At 54.5% G+C, this 19,547-nt stretch carries 24 protein-coding genes, 1 tRNA gene and 1 pseudogene; 20 read left to right on the top strand and 6 right to left on the bottom strand.

Going from position 1 to position 19,547, the window contains the following annotated elements:
- The first annotated feature begins 12 nt into the window (after nucleotides 1-12).
- The 4 genes from ACEWL3_RS07320 to ACEWL3_RS07335 all read left to right on the top strand — a co-directional run bounded on the left by ACEWL3_RS07320 (nucleotide 13) and on the right by ACEWL3_RS07335 (nucleotide 1,621).
- Nucleotides 13-102 (top strand) — tRNA-Ser (locus ACEWL3_RS07320).
- 226 nt (nucleotides 103-328) lie between these two features.
- The gene (locus ACEWL3_RS07325) at nucleotides 329-697 is read left to right on the top strand and encodes an Arm DNA-binding domain-containing protein (RefSeq protein ID WP_435000653.1); all 369 of its coding nucleotides are present in this window, start codon (nucleotides 329-331) and stop codon (nucleotides 695-697) included.
- Nucleotides 664-1,032, top strand: a complete 369-nt coding sequence (locus ACEWL3_RS07330; protein WP_386179260.1) for a hypothetical protein — start codon at nucleotides 664-666, stop codon at nucleotides 1,030-1,032. Before ACEWL3_RS07325 ends, ACEWL3_RS07330 begins: the two co-directional genes overlap by 34 nt.
- 418 nt (nucleotides 1,033-1,450) lie before the next feature.
- Nucleotides 1,451-1,621, top strand: a complete 171-nt coding sequence (locus ACEWL3_RS07335) for a hypothetical protein (RefSeq protein WP_386179257.1) — start codon at nucleotides 1,451-1,453, stop codon at nucleotides 1,619-1,621.
- Nucleotides 1,622-2,931: 1,310 nt separating this feature from the next.
- Here ACEWL3_RS07335 and ACEWL3_RS07340 read toward each other — a convergent pair.
- From ACEWL3_RS07340 to ACEWL3_RS07350, 3 genes are read right to left on the bottom strand one after another with little or no spacing between them, the layout of a single operon-like run.
- Nucleotides 2,932-3,237 carry an SHOCT domain-containing protein gene (locus ACEWL3_RS07340; RefSeq protein ID WP_386179254.1) on the bottom strand — a complete coding sequence of 102 codons (306 nt, stop codon included), beginning with the start codon at nucleotides 3,235-3,237 and terminating at the stop codon, nucleotides 2,932-2,934.
- Nucleotides 3,234-4,643 (bottom strand): ATP-binding protein, encoded by a 1,410-nt coding sequence (locus ACEWL3_RS07345; protein WP_386179252.1) that lies wholly within the window; start codon nucleotides 4,641-4,643, stop codon nucleotides 3,234-3,236. The genes ACEWL3_RS07340 and ACEWL3_RS07345 overlap by 4 nt, the downstream gene beginning before the upstream one ends.
- Complete coding sequence (locus ACEWL3_RS07350; protein WP_386179249.1) at nucleotides 4,643-5,365, bottom strand: response regulator; 723 nt, start codon at nucleotides 5,363-5,365, stop codon at nucleotides 4,643-4,645. Before ACEWL3_RS07350 ends, ACEWL3_RS07345 begins: the two co-directional genes overlap by 1 nt.
- A gap of 169 nt (nucleotides 5,366-5,534) precedes the next feature.
- Here ACEWL3_RS07350 and ACEWL3_RS07355 point away from each other — a divergent pair, with 169 nt between their 5' ends.
- From ACEWL3_RS07355 to ACEWL3_RS07430, 16 genes and pseudogenes are all read left to right on the top strand, one after another.
- The gene (locus ACEWL3_RS07355; protein WP_386179246.1) at nucleotides 5,535-6,092 is read left to right on the top strand and encodes an EF-hand domain-containing protein; all 558 of its coding nucleotides are present in this window, start codon (nucleotides 5,535-5,537) and stop codon (nucleotides 6,090-6,092) included.
- Between the two features lie 192 nt (nucleotides 6,093-6,284).
- The gene (locus tag ACEWL3_RS07360) at nucleotides 6,285-6,671 is read left to right on the top strand and encodes a DUF302 domain-containing protein (RefSeq protein ID WP_386179243.1); all 387 of its coding nucleotides are present in this window, start codon (nucleotides 6,285-6,287) and stop codon (nucleotides 6,669-6,671) included.
- 121 nt (nucleotides 6,672-6,792) lie between these two features.
- Complete coding sequence (locus ACEWL3_RS07365) at nucleotides 6,793-7,158, top strand: hypothetical protein (protein WP_386179240.1); 366 nt, start codon at nucleotides 6,793-6,795, stop codon at nucleotides 7,156-7,158.
- A gap of 134 nt (nucleotides 7,159-7,292) precedes the next feature.
- A complete protein-coding gene (locus ACEWL3_RS07370; RefSeq protein WP_435000657.1) occupies nucleotides 7,293-7,841 on the top strand; it encodes a TVP38/TMEM64 family protein in 549 nt (182 codons plus the stop codon).
- Nucleotides 7,842-7,970: 129 nt separating this feature from the next.
- Entirely contained in the window at nucleotides 7,971-8,162 is a 192-nt protein-coding gene (locus ACEWL3_RS07375; protein WP_386179234.1) for a hypothetical protein, read from the top strand.
- The gene (locus ACEWL3_RS07380; RefSeq protein WP_386179232.1) at nucleotides 8,159-8,623 is read left to right on the top strand and encodes a hypothetical protein; all 465 of its coding nucleotides are present in this window, start codon (nucleotides 8,159-8,161) and stop codon (nucleotides 8,621-8,623) included. The genes ACEWL3_RS07375 and ACEWL3_RS07380 overlap by 4 nt, the downstream gene beginning before the upstream one ends.
- A gap of 132 nt (nucleotides 8,624-8,755) precedes the next feature.
- Entirely contained in the window at nucleotides 8,756-9,679 is a 924-nt protein-coding gene (gene lgt / locus ACEWL3_RS07385; RefSeq protein WP_386179229.1) for a prolipoprotein diacylglyceryl transferase, read from the top strand.
- Nucleotides 9,680-10,027: 348 nt separating this feature from the next.
- Nucleotides 10,028-10,414, top strand: coding sequence for a hypothetical protein (locus ACEWL3_RS07390; protein ID WP_386179226.1), 387 nt, complete (start codon nucleotides 10,028-10,030; stop codon nucleotides 10,412-10,414).
- 85 nt (nucleotides 10,415-10,499) lie between these two features.
- Entirely contained in the window at nucleotides 10,500-10,718 is a 219-nt protein-coding gene (locus tag ACEWL3_RS07395) for a hypothetical protein (protein ID WP_386179224.1), read from the top strand.
- Complete coding sequence (locus ACEWL3_RS07400) at nucleotides 10,718-12,181, top strand: TolC family protein (RefSeq protein WP_386179221.1); 1,464 nt, start codon at nucleotides 10,718-10,720, stop codon at nucleotides 12,179-12,181. Before ACEWL3_RS07395 ends, ACEWL3_RS07400 begins: the two co-directional genes overlap by 1 nt.
- A gap of 12 nt (nucleotides 12,182-12,193) precedes the next feature.
- Nucleotides 12,194-13,552, top strand: coding sequence for a multicopper oxidase family protein (locus ACEWL3_RS07405; RefSeq protein WP_386179218.1), 1,359 nt, complete (start codon nucleotides 12,194-12,196; stop codon nucleotides 13,550-13,552).
- Between the two features lie 46 nt (nucleotides 13,553-13,598).
- Nucleotides 13,599-14,339, top strand: a complete 741-nt coding sequence (locus tag ACEWL3_RS07410; RefSeq protein ID WP_386179215.1) for a copper-binding protein — start codon at nucleotides 13,599-13,601, stop codon at nucleotides 14,337-14,339.
- Between the two features lie 143 nt (nucleotides 14,340-14,482).
- Entirely contained in the window at nucleotides 14,483-15,010 is a 528-nt protein-coding gene (locus tag ACEWL3_RS07415) for a cupredoxin domain-containing protein (protein WP_386179213.1), read from the top strand.
- 5 nt (nucleotides 15,011-15,015) lie between these two features.
- Nucleotides 15,016-16,260: an ABC transporter ATP-binding protein gene (locus ACEWL3_RS07420; RefSeq protein ID WP_386179210.1), complete on the top strand. Its 1,245-nt coding sequence runs from the start codon at nucleotides 15,016-15,018 to the stop codon at nucleotides 16,258-16,260.
- Nucleotides 16,261-16,335: 75 nt separating this feature from the next.
- Nucleotides 16,336-16,776: a c-type cytochrome gene (locus ACEWL3_RS07425; RefSeq protein ID WP_386179207.1), complete on the top strand. Its 441-nt coding sequence runs from the start codon at nucleotides 16,336-16,338 to the stop codon at nucleotides 16,774-16,776.
- Nucleotides 16,777-17,013: 237 nt separating this feature from the next.
- Nucleotides 17,014-18,338: pseudogene (locus ACEWL3_RS07430) on the top strand (APC family permease).
- Between the two features lie 44 nt (nucleotides 18,339-18,382).
- On the opposite strand, the gene ACEWL3_RS07435 reads toward ACEWL3_RS07430, so the two are convergent.
- The 3 genes from ACEWL3_RS07435 to ACEWL3_RS07445 form a co-directional block, all read right to left on the bottom strand.
- Nucleotides 18,383-18,994 (bottom strand): ion channel, encoded by a 612-nt coding sequence (locus ACEWL3_RS07435; protein WP_386179204.1) that lies wholly within the window; start codon nucleotides 18,992-18,994, stop codon nucleotides 18,383-18,385.
- An 11-nt stretch (nucleotides 18,995-19,005) separates the two neighbouring features.
- On the bottom strand, nucleotides 19,006-19,188 hold the full coding sequence (locus ACEWL3_RS07440) for a hypothetical protein (protein WP_386179201.1): 183 nt from the start codon (nucleotides 19,186-19,188) through the stop codon (nucleotides 19,006-19,008).
- A gap of 116 nt (nucleotides 19,189-19,304) precedes the next feature.
- Nucleotides 19,305-19,538, bottom strand: coding sequence for a DUF6629 family protein (locus ACEWL3_RS07445; RefSeq protein WP_386179199.1), 234 nt, complete (start codon nucleotides 19,536-19,538; stop codon nucleotides 19,305-19,307).
- Nucleotides 19,539-19,547 lie beyond the last annotated feature (9 nt).

The following is a 19,547-nucleotide window of genomic DNA, read 5'->3' on the forward strand; positions in this document are numbered from 1 at the left end:
ACCCCCGCTCACGGATCGGTGGCCGAGTGGTCGAAGGCGCACGCCTGGAAAGTGTGTAGGCGGGAGACCGTCTCCAGGGTTCGAATCCCTGTCGATCCGCCATTAAACCATTGTTATCGGTTTGAGTGGACCGCCTTGAGCGCTAATTTTATAGTATTTTTGTACCTTTAGGTTCCATTATCGATTTTCTTGAGTTTGTTTCGGTGATGCCTTTACTCGTTCCTTGAGGGGTATGGGGTGTGGTGTTTTTTGATTGGCCTTACCTGGTAAGCTCACAAAGAGACTGGTCGAGAACCTAGGCGCTGCGCGTCACAGTGATGGTGGCGGCTTGTATCTGGTAGTTTATCCATCTGGCGCGCCGTTGGATCGTGCGGGTGGTGGTCAAAGGCCAAAAGAACAGGAAGGGCGGGCAGTTGCGCACGGACTATGGTTGGGCGGCGCTGATGTTGTCACGCTGAACCAAGCGCGGGACCGGGCGCTGGAATATCGCCGCATGGCCAAACAAGGTTTGAACCCGCGTTTCAATGTCCGCCAGGAGGTGCCTACTTTTGAGGAAGTGGCGCAGCAGGTTCACATTGACCGGATGCCTACGTGGAAAAAGCCAAGCAAGGCAAGCAGTAGATCAACACATTGCGCGACTATGCCTTTCCCAAGATTGGTCGGATGCCGATTGACAGCATTGATCAGCCCGAAGTGATGATGTGCCTTGCGCCCATTTGGACGGAAAAGCACGAAACGGCTAAGCGGTTGGCCCACCGCCGGGCCACTGGCCAGATAAAATGTGACCCCGGTGTACGTCACGTCCCCGACGCCGGGCACGTTGATCGTCAATGTATCGCCCTGCCAAACACTGGTGATCTGAACACCATTATAAGTTTCGCCGACATTCGGCTGAATGAGACCGTTGTCGTCGTTGTCAATGAACTCGACGCTCTGAAAGGTGACGGAGGTCCCGACCGCAGGCGGAGAGCCGGGGGTCGATTGTATAAAACTGGTCTTCGTAAGCCGTTGGCATCAGAGCACCCTCATTGAAAAAATCTTGGGTATGATGGTAAAATTGGTTCTTATTTGGGCAGAATGTTAGTCAATTGAGGCGCAGAGATGGTCTACCTGTGCAACTCTGCCGCCGATCAAACCCGTTGTTTGCTTTGGTGAACAATAGGTATCATTTAGAAAAATTGTTTCCCTTTAAGAGGGTAAACCCATCACCCTATGTAGGTTCAATTGCGAGAGAAAAGAAAATAAATTTAACTAATTCCAAGGCAAGCGTCGGGCGCGCTAGAAAAGATGACATCAGACGAGCCTAGCTGATTTAAGGCCGCGATCTGACAACGCTCTGTCAGGAAGCGGTTGTGTCATAACGAGTTTTGGCCGTGCAGTGTATTTCTGCACGGTCTTTTTGAAACCAGGAATTGTGATCCGGGTGCATTGATTGGAATATGGTATGCAGATGACAAAGACACTGACCGCTGCCGACGATCGGCAAGCACCCGATGTGCTCTCTTTCAGCGCGCAGCCTGAAATCCTGCTTAGCGAACGGCTTGAGAGAGAGCATTCCTTCTTGACAGCAGTATTTGTCATCGCATGGGTGGTGCTCATAACGCTTCCATTTGTTGGCTGATGCGTTAACGCCAACATCATCTTACCGCATGATTGCAGATCGCTGTGACCAAATGAGCGGGGCAGCGTTTCCAGCCCTTGCTTGGCCTGTCGGTGTTGGAGGGCACCGGCGGGCCACAATCACGGTCTGTCCCGAGATACTTGCCACGGAAAATACCAAAGGCAGCTGTTGAAGCTTTTTCTGACGCCCCCAAACGGCGCTTAACTCGAGCAGAGGCTGAAGACGATGCCGAGAAAGATCAGGGGTTTAGCATATCTGAAGTCATCGCTTGCAAGAGCTAATTAATGACGTTCTCCACAGAAAAGCCGAACTGCATCTCGTAGATCCCTTTGAAACCACGCAGTTGCTTCGGTAATTCGGCGTGTATCATGCAGGCGCAGGATATAAGACGGGTGAATAGTGATCATGACCGGCATGCCCAAAGTTGAAAATTCGATCTGCCCCCGCCGCGATAGGATCTGATCACCTTTCCGGTCAAACTTTCGGCGGCTGTCGCACCCATGGCAAGGATTAGCTTTGGTTCTTAGATGACCGAGGAACGCACCATTCTAAAAAAGGCGACCGCGTACTTCGCGCGCGAGTCTCAGTGAAGTACGCGTTCATTCACTGCCCGGCAGTTGATACGCAGTATCAATGAGAGGGGAGGCTCATCGGGGAGAGTTTCCGGTGCGGTCGATGTCTCGTGTGCTGGCTGTGCTTTACTTAGCCGCCCTGGCCATACCATCTTTCCACCTGCCATAAAAATTAGGCTTACGGCGCAACATGTCCGGCGTGGGGGTCCAACTGGGCCATTCTTTTCTGGCACCGACATAGAATTCGCCAGCTTCATACAGTCCGGGTCGCCCGATGCCGACAACGTAGCGGATGGCCAGATATCCCGGTTGGGTCCATTAGAGCGCGAATGCGTCTGGGGTGACATGAGCTTCGTTAGGAAGCAGGCCAGGGCCAATCGGTACGATCTGGGGAAGCATGTCTTCTGGAAGATTTTAGGCCTGCAGAGTTTTCGGTTGGTGCGCAGCTGCGGTTCCGTCGGCAAGCGCCGATACTACCGCCAGACCGCCTCTGAGAAAGGATCGACGCTTCATCTCTTTCTCTCCTGATCATATTTCAAGATTGAACCGTTCCTGCTTCTCTCTCTGGTTGTGGAGGTCATGTTACGGCATGTGCCAGACCGGTCCCATTTCCACCATCGTTTACCATGCTCGACGAATGTACATTGACTGTCCTGCTACCTTCCGCTGCTGGAAGGTCAAGCATTGTGCGGCAATGCAGATTCACATTTCCGCAAATCCGGGATGGACCATCCCCTCTCATCCTTCGATCTTTGCCTTCCGACGTTCAAATTCCTCGTCGTCGATCTCCCCTCGGGCGTAACGCTCTTTGAGAATATCCATGGCGCTTTGGCTTGCGGGTGAGTCAGAACGGCCCAAAAAACTTCGAACCGCCAGCACGATTAATCCAATAATCAGCCCCCAGAAAACCACCATCATCAGGCCGCCGAACATGCCGTAACCGCCATCCCACATGTGGCCGAAGCCCTGGTTGCTATCTGCCTGTGCCGGTCCTGCGAGGGACCAGACGAGACTAGATGCAGTGACTAGCCAATGGTACTTCAAATTTGTTTCCTTCCATCTATCTGAGATTGGACTTCGAGCGGTAGCGTCAAGGTTGCTTGAAGGCCGCCAGTCTTGCGGTTCGACAGGCTTACATCGCCACCGTGGGCACGGATGATCGTGCGCGCGATCGACAGGCCAAGCCCTGTACCACCGGTTTCGCGCGAGCGGGACTTTTCAAGTCGGAAGAACGGCTCGAATACCTGCTCCAGTTCGGCGTCTGGAATGCCGGGGCCGTTGTCGGATACAGTAACAAATGCATAATCGGAATCCTGTCCAAAGGTCACTTTAGCTGTTTTCCCATATCGCTGCGCATTCTCAATGATATTGCGCAGGGCACGTCGCAGCGAATGGGGTCGCAGACGCACAGGAACCGCGCCGTTTTCCTTCAGCATGAAGCTGTCGATCATGTCCGATTGGAGGCGTGCGAGATACGCGCCCAGATCCACAGTCTCATAGCGTTCTGCACTCGCCATGCCCCGCGCAAAGGCAAGGGTAGTGTCCACCATCTCCTGCATTTCTTCTATGGAGGTGACCAAGCTATCACGTGTCTCGTCGTCCTCGACCATTTCGGCACGCACCCGCAGTGCCGTTAAAGGTGAGCGCAGATCATGGCCCAAGGCTGCCATAAGCTGCGTTCGGTCCGCTATAAACCGGGTGAGCCTGTTCTGCATCCGGTTGAACGCGCGGGTTAGACTGCGTACTTCTCCAGGGCCAATCAGCGGCAGGGTTTCTACATCTTCGCCGCGCCCAAGCCGATCGGCACTTTGTGAGACCCGAAGAAGCGGACCGGTCAACCGAGTGAGCAAAAACCAACACGCCACCACCAGGATGATAGCAGCAGTCATGCCAAAACTAACGAAGGAAACCCATGGCCATTGTAGGGGCGGGCGCTCAAACCGTGTACCGACGTTCAGCCACTGCCCATCGCTCAAGGCAATTGAGAGCTGCATCTCGATTGTTGACAGTCCTCGGCGCATCATCGCCAGATGCATCTCGTTAATTTCCGGTGTAAGATGCGGCATGGGCATTATACCGTGTTCGACCTCGTGCAGTTCCACACGGATTTCACGGTGGCCCGATTGACCAAGCAGACCGCGCACCCTTGATTCAACCTCACCGCTGTCCGCATGCGTGTCATGATCGACAGCTGACGCATCCGACAGATCGAACCGGACAAGCGGAGAATTGGCAGCCCGCAGAATTGCAGGGTGCAGGTCGATGGGTGCCTCCTCTATTAAACGCGCCACATTGGCGGCGCGACCTGCAGCCTCAAACCCGAGTGCAGCCCGCACGGCAAGGCTACGTTCGTCTACAAACAGCCAAAGACTGACCGCCTGCGCTATGGCCAGTGCCGCAATGATTAAAAGGACCAGCTGCGCGCGCAGGCTGTCGAAAATTCGAGGCATCAGCTCAGCTCTTTCACATCGGTCGCCAGACAATAGCCCCCACCGCGGACAGTTGTGATAATACGCGGCCGCGACGGTTCGGGTTCGATCTTGCGGCGCAACCTGCTGATTTGATTGTCAATCGTCCGGTCAAAAATCGCAGATGCTCGGCCTGCCGTGAGGTCGAGCAATTGATCGCGGTTGAGCACGATCCGAGGGCGCTCCAGCAGAGCTATGAGCAGCTTGAAATCGGCTCCGCTCAGACCAACTGTTTCGCCGTTTTCCCGTGTGAGCAACTGGCTATCAGTATCCAGAATCCAATGCGCGAATGCGATGCGGCGGCCAGACAAAGTGCCCGCATGATATTCTGGCCGGGACGCCCGGCGCAGGATGGCCTTGATCCTGGCGATCAGTTCGCGTGGATTGAACGGCTTAGCGAGGTAATCGTCAGCGCCGATCTCGAGCCCGACGATCCGATCCGTCTCCTCGCCAAGCGCCGTGAGCATCAGTATGGGGGTAGAACCTTTGCCCGACAGGCGGCGGCAGACCGACAGCCCGTCTTCTCCGGGCATCATGACATCCAGCACGATCAGGTCGAATTTTCCATGGGCAAGTTTTGCATCCATGTCGACGGCATCGCGCGCTGCGGTCGCGCGCATGCCATTCTTCTCCAGATAGCGGGTGACGGAGTCGCGAATTTCTCGGTGGTCATCTACCACAAGGATATGAGGCTGCTCAGTCATAGTATCCTTACTAACCTACATAGGGACACTTTTCCCAAGAGATTTGTCACGAACTGTAACAGGCTGTTGGATTGCGACGCAGTGATACAAATGACTGCTTCACTGGCATTTCATGGAGACATAACACTGCCATATGAAGTGTATCGCAACAAAACATGAGGAAATAAAAATGACCCGCAAGATTATGCTCGCAGCAAGTGTTCTGGCAGTAACCGCAATTGGAAGTACGGCCTTTGCAGCATCCGATCACGGCCATAAGGGCCAGCCATGGCAAAAGGCCAACCAAGGGCGGACGATGCAGAACGGAGGTGCCGACATGATGGGCCACATGGATGGCATGTCCGGGATGATGGGCATGATGCACCGCATGCATGGCAACATGATGGACGGCATGGGCCCGATGGGCGGCGGCTTGATGAAGATGATGGACGCTGATGGTGATGGCAACGTAACGCCAGAGGAAATGCGCGAGGTGATGCAGGCCAAGCTGACCGAATATGACAGTGACGGAAATGGAAGCCTTTCCATCGCTGAATTCGAGACGCTTCACAGTGCGGCTATTCGAGAAATGATGGTCGACCGGTTCCAGCATTTGGATGCAGACGGTGACGGTGCAGTGACGCCCGAAGAAATGATGGCGCCCGCAGACAAGATGGATCGCATGCAGAAGATGCGCTCCGGTATGATGAATTCGCAGGGTGAAACTGACAATGACGAGAACAACTAAGACAGTATCGAAAGATAAATGAGCGTCCCGACGTCGGCCGATCAGGTCGACGTCGATCTCATGATTATTGATGGGGCCAGGCCATAATAAGTTATCGCATGGGTGCTTCCTGAACGCTGCTGATTGTGTTGCTCGTTCAAGGCAGCGTGACATTTGTCAAACGCTTGCCCAAGTGATTGAAGGGAGATTGAATTGTCTTTAACCTATGTCCGCATCCTGAAAAACGTAGATATCGACGACGCGGAAATGCGCTTCCGGGATGCGCTGGCTGAAAACGGCTTCGGCATCCTGACCGTTATCGACGTCAAGGAAACCATGAAAAAGAAGCTCGATGCCGATATGGAGCCTTACCGTATTCTAGGTGCCTGCAACCCGGAAATGGCTTACAAGGTGATCGGTATTGAACCAAGCGTGGGCGCGATGCTGCCCTGCAACGTCATATTGCGTAAGATCGACGGCGGAACCGAAATCAGCGCCATTAATCCAGTGGCATCAATGCAGGCCATATCGAATGACCAATTGCACAAGATCGCGGGCGGCGAGCGGGACATGATGCGTGCGGCTGTAGACGCAGCCTGACGTGTGGAATTTCTCATCCATGGTTTGATCCGCCAGCAACTGGAAGCACCATGTATGTGGGGGATCGGACATCAGATCGGATGAGCACGTGAGGTAGTACAATATGTAAGGTGATAGAACAATGATCCAAGATATTCTCCGGAAGCTGAATCCAAGCGCCATCGGAGTGGCTTTGTTCACTTTGTTTGTCCCGATTTACTTGTTTGTGACTGAAGTAATCTCTGTGAAGATTGTCGCGATTACGTGCGCATTGAGTACGGGCATCTACATCGGCTTTGGCGTTTCAGTCAGGTCAATGACGACCTTTTGGCTGGGACTTCGGGTCGCCGCTTTCAACACCTCCGTGGCGCTTTTTAGGTTGCTCTTGAACCGGCTTGCCTCAATGCTCGGGCTTGCGGCACATATCGTCCGGGATACTCCGCACTGCAATGGGGGAATTGGCGCGCCGGTTCCAAAAAAAGTATCTCCCATGAGGTATGTTCTATGATGCGCGTCCTATCGTTTGGAATTGCGACAAAGGTTGTTCTCGTAGGTGTGCTCGGGGTCCTCACTGCTGCGCTGTTCGTCGGTCCACTATCGGATTTTATAGGAAACTTGAATGCCGAGAGCATATCCGACCAGGTGAAGGCCGCCGGCGCTTGGGGACCGATCCTCATCGTTGTGCTGATGTCCACCGCGATCGTTGCCACGCCGATTCCAAGCGCCCCTATCGCGTTGGCTGCCGGTGCCGCATACGGCCACACTTTGGGCACGATTTATATTGTCATTGGCGCTGAGTTCGGCGCTCTGATTGCCTTCGGACTTGCAAGGTTTCTGGGTCGCGACGTACTTGCCCGGTGGGTGGGTGGCACGCTGGACACAGGTTGGCTCGGATCACAGAATGTTCTGACGTTCACGGTCTTCGCCAGCCGGTTGATGCCGTTCATCTCATTCGACGTTGTCAGCTATGCTGCCGGGCTCAGCCGTTTATATTTCTGGCGCTTCGGGGTTGCCACCCTCGCGGGAATCATTCCAGCCAGTTTCGTTCTGGCACATTTGGGAAATGAAGCCGTCAGCGGAGAGCCGCGCCGCGCCGCGTGGGCCGCCGTCGGGCTGGGTGCGTTGACGCTGACGCCTCTTGTCATCGTTGCCGTGAGGGATCGGCGCAGAAAGCGGGTTTCTGGTGACTGAACAATCTGTACCAGATGGGCGCATGCCGCTTGGTTTGGGGGTAATCCGCCGGCTCTTCTGGAGAGACCTCAGGCGCAGGTGCCATCGGCATCTGGCCAACCGGACACTGAAATCGACCAGCGGCGCTGGTTGGCTGAAGATACTGACGGCTTCATTGACACGCTGAAGCGCGAGAGCGTGCAGATGAGGGCGATTGCCGATTTGCCGCTTCTTCCGAATGCTGACAGTTGGCTGATGGTAGAATGGGCGACTTATACCGTTGCCGCCGACGCAGCCTGCGGTCGCATGGAATCGAGACGGCATCAGCACATTCGACAGTGACCGATATAGGATGGGACCGTTATTGCCGCATGCTCGGTCTGGCGTCTCTGTTATCCCGGATTGTCAGCCTTGATCCGGCGCGCAGGCTTCGTTGGTCAATTCGCGGATTGCTGATCTTTCCGTTCGGCCCGGTCGGCGCACCGGGCTGTGAAACCCCTGTCTTTCGGGACGGTGATGACCTGCACACGCATTTCACACATTGCCTGTCGCAGACATTCGCGCGCACGATCGCTGCGCGCCGCGAGGATCCTGAGCTATTTGAGGCGTTCCGGCAAAACTGGTGTCGCTACCATTGGCCGGGTGCAGACCTTATTGCCGCCGATGGCATGCGTGGACATTACCTGAGGCCTCATACGCTGTCGGCAGGGGATCCGGTTTGCGACCTAGGCTGGAACGCGCGCGGTTCAGAACAAATGCTTCAATCCAACGACACGCTGCAATCCAGAGAAAGGACGCTCTAGATGATTTCGGGAACCAAGGTGACCCGCTCAGCCTGATGGCTGATATCTGCGACCTTGAATAGCTTTCCTGCGTCATCGCCAATGCGGCAAGTGCCGTTCACAATTTCACTCCAATATGTAGGAAGAAAAGTAATGCTGAGCGCCGCCATCCCCTTTCCAGATATCGGCACGGAACTCTTCGCGATTGATTTCGGCACTTTCAACTTTGCGCTGCGCTGGTATGCCCTCGCATATATCGTCGGCTTTCTCATTGGCTGGCGGATATGTGTCATGGCGGTCAAAAGACCTGCACTTTGGCTTAGATCTGGGCCTCCGCTTAACCCCAGCCAGATCGAAGAGCTGCTTACGTGGATCATCCTTGGCGTGATTGTCGGCGGTCGTCTGGGCTTTGTCTTATTCTATCAGCCGCAATACTACCTGCAAAATCCACTTGAGACTTTCATGGTCTGGCAAGGCGGGATGTCGTTCCACGGCGGCTTTGCCGGCGTGGTCGTGGCCGGTTTGGTGTTTTGCAACCGACAACGCGCGCCGCTTCTCAGCACGGCTGACCTTCTAGCTATGGCCACGCCGCCAGCGCTATTGCTCGGGCGTCTTGCCAACGTCACAAACAATGAACTTTGGGGGCGTCCCACCGATGTACCCTGGGCCGTTATTTTCCCGGGAGAGACTGCGCAAGCTTGCTCAATCGTCGGGGATTTCTGCGGACGGCACCCCTCCCAGATTTACGAAGCGATGCTGGAAGGTCTCTTTCTGGGCGCTTTGCTGCTGGTCCTTGCCTGGCACCGCGGTTGGCTGAAAAAACCCGGTGCCGTGACCGGAACATTCCTTGTGGGGTATGGCCCAACGCGCGGCTTTGTTGAGTTCTTCCGGCAGCCAGACATACAATTTGTGACCGCAGACAACCCTATCGGACATGCGCTTCATTTCGGGACCTGCGGGCTAACAATGGGGCAGACGCTATCGCTGCCGATGATCGCGGGTGGGCTGGGGCTGATCTGGTGGTCCTTTCGAAGGCCGAGAGATGATTCTGAGGACGGCTTGCCCGTGTCTACCTGACCTTGCATATTGTAGAACGCCCACATTGGCGGCGACAAACCAGAGGATGAGCGGACAGACACCTCATATCAGCTGGTTATCGCGATCTCAGGTGCGTTCTTGCTGAACATACTGTCAGCGAAATCGCCCATAACAATGTTTGCGGTCACACGGACCGAGGCCAGCTGTGTCGACAGCATTTCACCTCGAGAAACGAAGCACGTACCGTCCCCAATACATTTCGGTCGGCATAAGCTGGTAAATGAGCGCAGCAACCTGAGCAATTTTGTGCCGACCTCACAAAAAAGTTGGAAACCTTCCAGCGCTGGATGGATTGACACAGCTCTTCAACTCGCCCAAGTGTTCGGAATGAAGACGAAAAATGTCATTTCCGGATCTTTCAGGGCTGTCATCTACCTTGCCTTTGTGATGGCTTTGCTCTTTTTCCCGCCAATGGCGTTGCATGGTCAGGCTGGTGTCGGTGATGGACATCAAGTGGTCATCGCTGACACCAGTGATGCTGCTCATGATCATGGCGAACCTGATGCATTGAATGTCCATTGTTCTGCGTCGGTTTCGACTGCCGACGTCGAGGTCGGGGCAAATCAATGCTGCGATAGTATTTGTCTGTCATTCACGCTCGAAGAGACACTTACTGCATTTTCTGACCAGACTTTGCCTGTTCATGAGATTGTGCTGCATGCGCAAATGGTCGCGTACGATCCCGGTGGTTTTCTGCGCCCCCCCAAGACCTGATCTGATCGCGTGCCCGCAACAACGCGGGTTCTCTGCTCACATACGAGGCATGTGAGCTCAGACATCTACAAATCAGGCTATTCAAATGAAAATTCTATTCCTAGGGGCTTCGGCCCTCGCACTTGGCGCATGTGCTGACGCGCCTACGCCATTGCCAATTGTGACGGCCCAACAGGCAGTTACCGACACGGCGGTCGTATCGCCGATCAGATATCAGGACCCTCTGGCGGGCTATACCTATCGCGGCCCAACCGGCCCGCGCGACTGGCGTTCGGTCAATCAAGAACAGACGGAGGGCAACTGATGGCTGTTTCGAAACTTTCACTGGTGTTTGGCTTTCCACTGGTACTTGGTGCCTGCGCGACTGCAATTCCCGAAGCCTACACAGAACCCAAAGCTGGCTTTGCCAATGTGTCGAGCCAGACCGCGGCCGCGATCGGAAAACGGACAGTCTTTGCCCAGACTCAGGCCGAAAACGGGGCAGTGAACCGCGAAGTGCGCGGCATGGTACATCGCAAGACAATTTCTGTGGACACCGCCGTGCAGGTTGCCCTGCTCAACAACAAGGGCCTGCAAGCGTCCTATGCGAACGTTGGGCTTTCTGCCGCAGATGCGTGGCAACAATCGACACCGGAAAATCCGGTCGTGTCCATCGGTGTGCTGGGCATTGGGGCCGCCGAACTGGGTGCCTACCGTGCCATTGAGGGCATGATCGCAACCAACATTCTGGATGCCAAGACACGCAAACAACGTGTGGCGTTGGCAGACGTGACCTTTCGGACAGCGCAGTTGAACGCCGTGAATGATACGCTGACTCTGGCCAATCAAACGAGGCAGGCGTGGATCAAAGCGGTCGCTGCATTCGAGGCCGCCAGCTACCTCAAACGCGCCAAGGCCACATCCGATGCCGGCTCTGAACTGGCACGCAAGCTTGGCGAAACCGGCGCGCTTAACAAAGCGGGGCAGGCGCGCGAGCAGGCCTTTAACGCTGAGCTTGCCGGGCAATTGGCAAGAGCACGACTGAATGCGGATCAAGCGAAAGAGGACCTCACGAAGCTGATGGGACTTTGGGGTGCCGACGTGGATTATTTCGTGCCCGATGCATTGCCCGCACTGCCGCGATCTGTGGGGCGGATCACGAACATCGAAAGCAAGGCCCTGCGCAATCGTCTGGATTTGCGGGTCGCCAAGCTGGGCCTTGAGGCACAAGCTGCGGCCTTTGGACTGACAGATCAGACGCGTCTGGTGACGGACCTCGAAATCATCGCTGGATTTGAGACAGAGCGTGAGGCGGACGCCGGAGCCACGGAAACCGAAACTACTCCGCAGGTGGAGTTGGAATTCGCCATTCCGATCTATGACACCGGTAAGGCGCGTATGCGCAAAGCTGAGTTGGCCTATCTGCAGGCAGCGAACGTATTGGCTGAAAAGGCCGTGAATGTACGGTCAGAGGCCCGCGGTGCAGAGACTTCATACTACGCGTCTTACAAGATCGCGCGGCACTACCGGGACGTTCTGGTGCCTCTGCGCCAGACCGTCGAGGAAGAAGGTCTGCTGTCGTACAACGGCATGATTACCAACACCTTTGAGCTGCTGACGGACGTACGAGAAAAGCTCAGTGCATCGTTAGAGGCTGCAAACGCCAAACGCGAATTCTTCATGGCGCAAGCTGACCTGACTGCCGCGATCTATGGCGGTGGCGCAGGCAGCGCGGGTGCTGGTGGTGAAGGTGCAACATTGGCCGCTGGTGGCGGTGCAGGACATTGAAAGGAAGACGATATGTTAAATAGACGTCAATTGCTCGGGGCGGGTGCCGCAGGGGCGGCGCTTGTCTCATCACAAGCCTGGGGCAAGACCTCAAACATAGGTCTGCCTGAAGCGGCTCAAATGGACACCGCTGCGACGGCAATCACGCCAAGGCCATCCTCGGGGCCTGATTATAACCCCGTCGTCACGCTGAATGGCTGGACCTTGCCGCACCGGATGAACAACGGGGTGAAGGAATTCCACCTTGTCGCAGAGCCGGTGGAACGTGAACTGGCAGACGGTATGATCGCGCATCTGTGGGGTTACAACGGTCAGTCAACGGGCCCCACGATTGAGGCTGTCGAAGGGGACCGGGTTCGGTTCTATGTCACCAACAAGCTTCCAGAACATACGACAATTCACTGGCATGGATTGATCTTGCCGTCCGGCATGGACGGGGTTGGGGGCTTGAGCCATCCCGGCATCCCGCCCGGCAAGACATATGTCTATGAGTTTGACCTGACCAAATCCGGCACCTTCATGTACCACCCCCACGCCGATGAGATGGTGCAGATGGCGATGGGGATGATGGGCATGTTTGTGGTCCACCCCAAGGACCCGACATTCATGCCGGTCGATCGGGATTTCCTGATCATGCTGAACGCGTTTGACATTGATCCGGGAACTTACGTGCCTCGCATCATGACCATGGCCGACTTTAACCTCTGGACCTGGAACAGCCGAATTTTTCCCGACATCGACCCGCTGGTTGTGAACAAAGGCGACAAGGTGCGCGTGCGCGTTGGCAATCTGACAATGACAAACCATCCAATTCACATGCATGGCTATGATTTTAAAGTCACCTGTACGGATGGGGGTTGGGTTCCAGAGGCCGCGCAATGGCCTGAGGTCAGCATCGACATCCCCGTGGGGGCCATGCGCGCCTATGAATTTGTCGCCGACCATCTGGGCGATTGGGCAATCCATTGCCACAAGTCGCACCATACGATGAATGCCATGGGCCACGATGTCCCGACGTTCATTGGCGTCAACAAGAAGCCACTGACCCGACAGATCCGCGAATTCCAGCCAGAATACATGCCGATGGGCACGGCTGGCATGGCGGACATGGGCGTGATGGAAATGCCGTTGCCTGACAACACCATTCCGATGATGACGGGCTGGGGTCCGCACGGACCCATCGAAATGGGCGGCATGTTTTCGGTTGTAAAGGTGCGGGACGGCATCGACGCGGACGATTACTCCGATCCCGGTTGGTACGAAAACCCGCCGGGCGAGCAGGCTTATGAATGGACAGGTGAATTGCCTGAATTTGCATCTAACAACAGTCCAAAAACCATTCTGACAGAAAAACCAACCTCGAAGGGCTAACCGGCCCTTCGTTCCAACCCACCAAAATGAATAACAGGAAAAACCAATGAAAAACCTTCTTTTGACAACCGCCTTCTCTCTCGCTCTAGCAGCGCCCGTCTTCGCGGCGGGTGCCCACAGCGGCGGCCATGGTGAGGCCAAGGCCGACGATCACGCTACGGATCACGACGCGATGATGCTTGTCGGTAAGCCTGGCACAGCCGAGGATGTTGACCGCACGCTGGACGTCATTATGCGCGAAACGGACGACGGTGAAATGATCTTTGAACCGGCCGAATTTGAAATTAAGCCGGGCGAAACCATCCGCTTCAACGTTAAAAATGACGGTGAACTGGAACATGAGTTCGTGATCGACACGGTCGAGCAAAACGTCGTGCACAAGGCGATGATGGCGGAATATGACATGGAGCATGACGATCCAAATTCCATCCGTCTCGACGAAGGCCAATCTGGTGAGGTCATCTGGACATTTGCAAATGAAGGCACGTTCGAGTTCGCCTGCCTGATCCCCGGCCATTACGAATCCGGTATGCACGGCCCGATCACCGTGGGCATGAAAGCGGCGCAGGCCGACGTTGAATACTCCTCAGGCAAGGTCAAGAAAATCGATGCCAAGGCGGGCAAAGTCACCATTGTGCACGGACCGCTCTCCAATCTTGACATGCCGTCTATGACCATGGTGTTCCGGGCCGATGAACTGATCATGGCCCAATTGAGCGAAGGCAAGGATATCGAATTTGTGGCCGACCGCGTCAAAGGAAAACTGACTGTTACGGCGTTAAAATAACATAGTGGGGCGGTCTTTTCGCCCCTCAAGACACACGGCTTTCCAGCGGGGTATTTTTCTTCCCGCTGGATACCCCAACGAACACCAGAGGCCATTACAAGCGTCAGAAGATGCAGCAGGTCCAAGCAGTGAAAGAGGCAAATATGAAGTATGTACTATCCGCTATCGTTTTGGCCATCACTTTGGTGCAACCGCTTTGGGCTGCGGATGGACCGCCGCCCGTTAACCCCGACACAAATCACCACTCTGAGGCCGATACGCAGGAGATTGGCCGTCCGGGAAGGCCAGACGACGTAACACGCACAATCGAGGTGAGGCTGTATGATACGCAGTCAGGCCGCATGATTTTTGAACCTCGCGGCCTTTACGTCAAAACAGGAACGACGGTTCGCTTTAAAATCGTAAATGTCGGGTTGGTTGAGCATGAATTTTTCGTCGGCAACCCACATCAAATATCTGAGCATCGCAAATGGATGCAAGACAATCCGGATATGGAACACAGCGGACCCAATTCCGTAAGTTTGCAGCGAGGTCAGTCGGGCGAGGTTCTTTGGGCCTTCGATACACCGGGGCCAGTGGACTTTGCCTGCCTTGTACCGGGTCATTTTGAGGCCGGGATGAGAGGTCTGATCATCGTCAATGACCTCCCGGCATTCGGCAACCGAGGTTGAGAGCGATGGCATTGTCCCTCGTGGAAGAATACCATCGGATCGTACATGATTATTCGGTCTTGTTCGGTTACCAATACGACGGAGCTGCGCCTGATTGGGTTCATCCCTTCATTCACCTTATCGTCGTCCTCGCGCCCGCTGTATTGAGCGTGGTTGTCAGCTATCTGCTGATTGTCGGAGCGCTCAGATATTTTCGCCGAACGAGGGCTGTCAATGCGGGATGTGCATCCATTCGCGGCCTGGATGCAGGACTGTTCAGCTCTGTTTTGCGTTATTCCAAAAAACTACAGGGTTTGATGATCATGCTGAGCCTGATGGCCATGCCGATCCTGTATCTGACTTTGGAACTCCCAAAGCAAATTGTGAACAACGCCTTGGATTCCGGTCGCTTTCCCTTTGACCTTTTTGGGTATGAAATTGATCAGGTCGCATTTTTGATGATCCTGTCTGGTCTCTACCTGTTGGCGATCATGCTGAACGGGCTCAACAAATATGCACTGAACGTCTTCAAGGGTTACGTAGCAGAGCGGTTCTTGCGTCGCTTCCGGCTGTTGGTCTATCGGCAATGGCGCAACGATCCCGGTTCGCGGGACCAGAGTGAGATTGTACCTATCCTTGCACAAGAGGTCGAACCCATAGGCGGTTTTGCAGCTGATGTACTCACCTTGCCGATCCTACAAGGGGGTACGCTCGCAACGATCCTGCTGTTCATGTTCATCCAGGATCCGGTGTTGGGTGCAGCGGCACTGACTGTCTTGCCCATCCAACTTGTCCTGCTCCCAACGCTCCAGCGCCGCGTCAACGTGCTGTCGCGGGTCAGAATCAAGGAAATGCGGCAGTTGGGCAGGCAACTCTCCGATCAGTTGCACGCGGACTTTGACGGTCCCTCCCGACTTGCGCCGACCGGCGCAAATTTCCGAGAATTGGAGCGCGTCAGACGGCAAATTTTTCGCCTGAAATTCTTCATCAAAGCGTTGAACAATTTCCTGACCGCACTGACACCATTCCTATTTTATTCTCTGGGTGGGTATTTCGTCATCGAGGGACGGATCAGTTTGGGGGCGCTTGTTGCGGTACTGGCTGCACACAAAGACTTTTCGGCACCTTTGAAAGAGCTGTTTCGCTACTATCAGACATTGGAAGATACGCGGATCCGATATCAGGAGATTACACGATTTTTCTCACAATATCGCTTCCCAACAAAGGTAGCTCAGGTTTCAGAACCCACATTTAGGATCATGCGCGCATGAGTACCAGTCTAAGATGCATTGCGATCTGAGCAGATGTCCAGTCGCCGACACGCAGAATACGAAGGAGTAATAAAGATGAAATGGGCAGCAATTTTCTTTGCTTTGATCGCGATGGTCGCGGGTGCGTGGTACGTTACGCAGCCAGATGACAGCGGCGCACCGACCGAGGCGGGTAATTCCGCGATTTTACCTCAAGGTGCCATCGTCGCGGTCGCAGTTCCATCTGCCTTTTCAGAACAGGAACAGATGGGAAAACGCGGTTTTGATGCCATTTGTGCCTCATGTCACGGGACAAATGCACAGGGCAGGGAGGGAGCAGGACCTCCGCTTGTCCATAAGATCTACGAACCCAACCATCACGGTGACATGGCATTTGTCTTGGCTGCAAAAAACGGTGTGCGTTCACATCACTGGAGATTTGGGAACATGCCACCTGTTAAAGGTATTACACAGGCGGATGTACTGAATATCGTGGCGTATGTGCGTGCGCTGCAAAGGGAAAATGGGATCAAGTGACTTCCATTGCCAGTTGCTCCGATAAATTCCGCAACCGCAATGTCTGGCTCTTTTGTCTATGAATGCCGCGCTTCATCGCCGTGTTGGATACCCCCCTTTTTGCTTTGCTGTCAGCGTGGAGGTTTGGAACGAAAGGCAATTGAAAAAACCTTGAGAGACTTCCAAAGCGACGGGCCGGCTATCTAAACCCGGAGCGTCTTAAGGCCAGCTAAAAAAACTAAATGGAAAACTTGAACAATGGAATATAAGCACAGCGATGATGTTGAGAATAAAGGCTCCATCAGCCTGAGCGGTGCGATTGCCATGGGCACCGGCGTGATGATCGGTGCAGGAATTTTTGCGCTGACTGGTCAGATTGCGCAACTGGCCGGACCACTCTTTCCGCTGGCATTTATTGCTGGGGCCATCGTGACAAGTTTCAGCGCCTACAGCTACATCAAGATGTCGAACGCGTGGCCATCGTCTGGTGGTATCGCGATGATCCTGCAAAAAACTTATGGGCCGGGTGCTATTGCAGCGGCTGCCGCACTGTTAATGGCGCTGTCGATGGTGATCGCCGAAAGCCTGGTCGCGCGGACGTTCGCCACCTATGTCTTGCGTCCGTTCGATATTGCCGGTGGCCCGCTGGTGCCAATTTTGGCCGTGGCGTCATCCTTTTTGCTTTTGTGGTCAATATTGCCGGAAGCCGCTCAGTCGGACTTTTGTCCTTGATCATGGCTGTTCTCAAGATCGGCGGTATCGCTATGTTCGGGATTGCGGCCTTGTGGTCCAGCGGGTTCCAATTCGCGGCTGCAAGTGAGGGATCGGCCGAATTTGATGCAATCGGCTTCGTTGCGTCAGTCGCGCTTGCCATTCTGGCGTTCAAGGGTTTTACAACAATCACCAATAGCGGCGGAGAGATCACCGATCCGCACCGCAATGTCGGCCGCACGATTATGATCTCGATCGCGATCTGTGTCGTCGTCTATCTGATAGTGGCCTTTGCGGTCGGTTCGAGCCTGACGATAGATCAGATCGTCGCAGCAAAGGACTATTCGCTTGCAGAGGCCGCAGCGCCCGCGCTTGGAAATGCAGGTTTCTACTTTACCGTCATTCTTGCGGCTGTGGCGACGGCGTCAGGCGTTCTGGCGAGCGTATTCGCGGTTTCGCGGATGTTGGCAATGCTAACGGAAATGAACATGATACCACATCGGCATTTCGGAATGTCGGGGCCGATCCGCAGCCACACATTGGTCTACACAGTTGTTATCGCGTCTACTCTTGCAGTCTTTTTCGATCTGACGCGTATCGCCTCACTGGGGGCTTTCTTTTACCTCGTGATGGACATGATCGTGCACTGGGGGGTTTTGTGCTACATGCGAAAAGAGGTTGACGCAAATACACTGATCGTTGGCTTGGCGCTGCTTTTTGACGCTGCCGTGCTGGTTGCCTTTACAATTATGAAGCTGCAATCAGATCCCGCCATTGTCTTTTTTGCGGTCATTGCGATTAGGTCTGTCTTCGCATTTGAGAGGGTTTATCTGACGCGCTGGACAGCGCCGCAGCCAATTCAAGACCATTAGCAATGCCAAAAGAATCGGTGCGTCCGACTGTCCGGTGTCGGGCGTTACCGATTTCGCGGGGCTCTTTTCTCTGGAACAGCGCAGGGCGGCCAATGCCAAAGCCGGTTCATCATCGCGAACAGAATTGCACCGGGCCAAGCGATCAGCAAGAAACCGTTTAGTGCCTCGACGCCTGATAGAAAGCAAAGATGATCTTTTGGAAAAATGTCTCCAAGACCAAGAGACGTATTGCTCACAACGGAAAAATAGAAATAATCGAGCATCGTTTCAACACCCTCACTGGAAATGGTGCCAAGGTTCAGCGTGCGATGACCGACGCCAAATCCAGCCGCGTAGATAACAATCTCGCCGAAGTAGGCCAAAAACAGCAATAAAACAGGCATCATTACGCGATTGACGGCCGTGCCGGCACCCGCGCCATACCGCCCGATATCCAACGCATGACTGTCAGATGCATCCATTTGCCGGATATGACAGCGACGGTCACCAGAACGATTGAAAACGCACTTGAACGCTCCTGAAAATGTGAACCTGTAGTTTATGCGGATAACAAATGTTTGCCCGATGCTGCCACCAACTACCTGCGGGAGTCCGTTGGAGTTCGATAAGCCATTTGGGGCGGCCGAGGATTTGGCGGTGGCTGACTGTTCTGTCATTATTGGCAGTATCAGCCAAAGAACCGCAGGTGGATGTAATGAGACCTCAACGGCGGTCCGATAATAAGGAACAGGTAGATGAAATATGTCACCCAGCGTGGTATCAAGTAATCCAGCAGCATTGTGCCTTCATAAGCCAGTGAATCCTGATTGACGCTGACCTTGACCCAATCAGGATTAATTACGTGGGGCACGTAGAGCAGCAATCCAAATGCAATTCCGATAGCTGTGAATAGCAGGAACAGGTTCTTGCGCGGGCTATCAGGCGGTTCCAGAACTTAGACGGAAATGGGACTCCAGATCGGCCACATTAACCACGTGAAAAGATGAAACCCTTTGCCTCCCACCACACTGTAAACGGATCGCCGCTATTGACGCCCATCCAGACATTGCTTTTCATGCATTGTTGAATAGCCGCAAAGAGCGGCATAAGGGCAACAGGCAGGTACAGCATGTTGATTTGCGTGGCTTTCGAGGTCGTAAAAGCACCGCCTGCCACAAGAAAAACACTGGCGGCAAAGCTGACTTCCGCTGAGAGGCACATGTTATGGTC

This window comes from Sulfitobacter sediminivivens, assembly GCF_042611115.2.
Classification (GTDB): domain Bacteria; phylum Pseudomonadota; class Alphaproteobacteria; order Rhodobacterales; family Rhodobacteraceae; genus Sulfitobacter; species Sulfitobacter sediminivivens.

Excerpts from the sequence above, each read along its gene's own strand:
- ACEWL3_RS07330 (WP_386179260.1), top strand. The coding sequence starts at position 664 with ATGCCGATTGACAGCATTGATCAGCCCGAAGTGATGATGTGCCTTGCG.
- ACEWL3_RS07335 (WP_386179257.1), top strand. The coding sequence starts at position 1,451 with ATGACAAAGACACTGACCGCTGCCGACGATCGGCAAGCACCCGATGTG.
- ACEWL3_RS07345 (WP_386179252.1), bottom strand. The coding sequence starts at position 4,643 with ATGCCTCGAATTTTCGACAGCCTGCGCGCGCAGCTGGTCCTTTTAATC.
- ACEWL3_RS07350 (WP_386179249.1), bottom strand. The coding sequence starts at position 5,365 with ATGACTGAGCAGCCTCATATCCTTGTGGTAGATGACCACCGAGAAATT.
- ACEWL3_RS07355 (WP_386179246.1), top strand. The coding sequence starts at position 5,535 with ATGACCCGCAAGATTATGCTCGCAGCAAGTGTTCTGGCAGTAACCGCA.
- ACEWL3_RS07365 (WP_386179240.1), top strand. The coding sequence starts at position 6,793 with ATGATCCAAGATATTCTCCGGAAGCTGAATCCAAGCGCCATCGGAGTG.
- lgt (WP_386179229.1), top strand. The coding sequence starts at position 8,756 with ATGCTGAGCGCCGCCATCCCCTTTCCAGATATCGGCACGGAACTCTTC.
- ACEWL3_RS07390 (WP_386179226.1), top strand. The coding sequence starts at position 10,028 with ATGAAGACGAAAAATGTCATTTCCGGATCTTTCAGGGCTGTCATCTAC.
- ACEWL3_RS07395 (WP_386179224.1), top strand. The coding sequence starts at position 10,500 with ATGAAAATTCTATTCCTAGGGGCTTCGGCCCTCGCACTTGGCGCATGT.
- ACEWL3_RS07400 (WP_386179221.1), top strand. The coding sequence starts at position 10,718 with ATGGCTGTTTCGAAACTTTCACTGGTGTTTGGCTTTCCACTGGTACTT.
- ACEWL3_RS07405 (WP_386179218.1), top strand. The coding sequence starts at position 12,194 with ATGTTAAATAGACGTCAATTGCTCGGGGCGGGTGCCGCAGGGGCGGCG.
- ACEWL3_RS07410 (WP_386179215.1), top strand. The coding sequence starts at position 13,599 with ATGAAAAACCTTCTTTTGACAACCGCCTTCTCTCTCGCTCTAGCAGCG.
- ACEWL3_RS07415 (WP_386179213.1), top strand. The coding sequence starts at position 14,483 with ATGAAGTATGTACTATCCGCTATCGTTTTGGCCATCACTTTGGTGCAA.
- ACEWL3_RS07420 (WP_386179210.1), top strand. The coding sequence starts at position 15,016 with ATGGCATTGTCCCTCGTGGAAGAATACCATCGGATCGTACATGATTAT.
- ACEWL3_RS07425 (WP_386179207.1), top strand. The coding sequence starts at position 16,336 with ATGAAATGGGCAGCAATTTTCTTTGCTTTGATCGCGATGGTCGCGGGT.
- ACEWL3_RS07435 (WP_386179204.1), bottom strand. The coding sequence starts at position 18,994 with ATGACAGAACAGTCAGCCACCGCCAAATCCTCGGCCGCCCCAAATGGC.
- ACEWL3_RS07445 (WP_386179199.1), bottom strand. The coding sequence starts at position 19,538 with ATGTGCCTCTCAGCGGAAGTCAGCTTTGCCGCCAGTGTTTTTCTTGTG.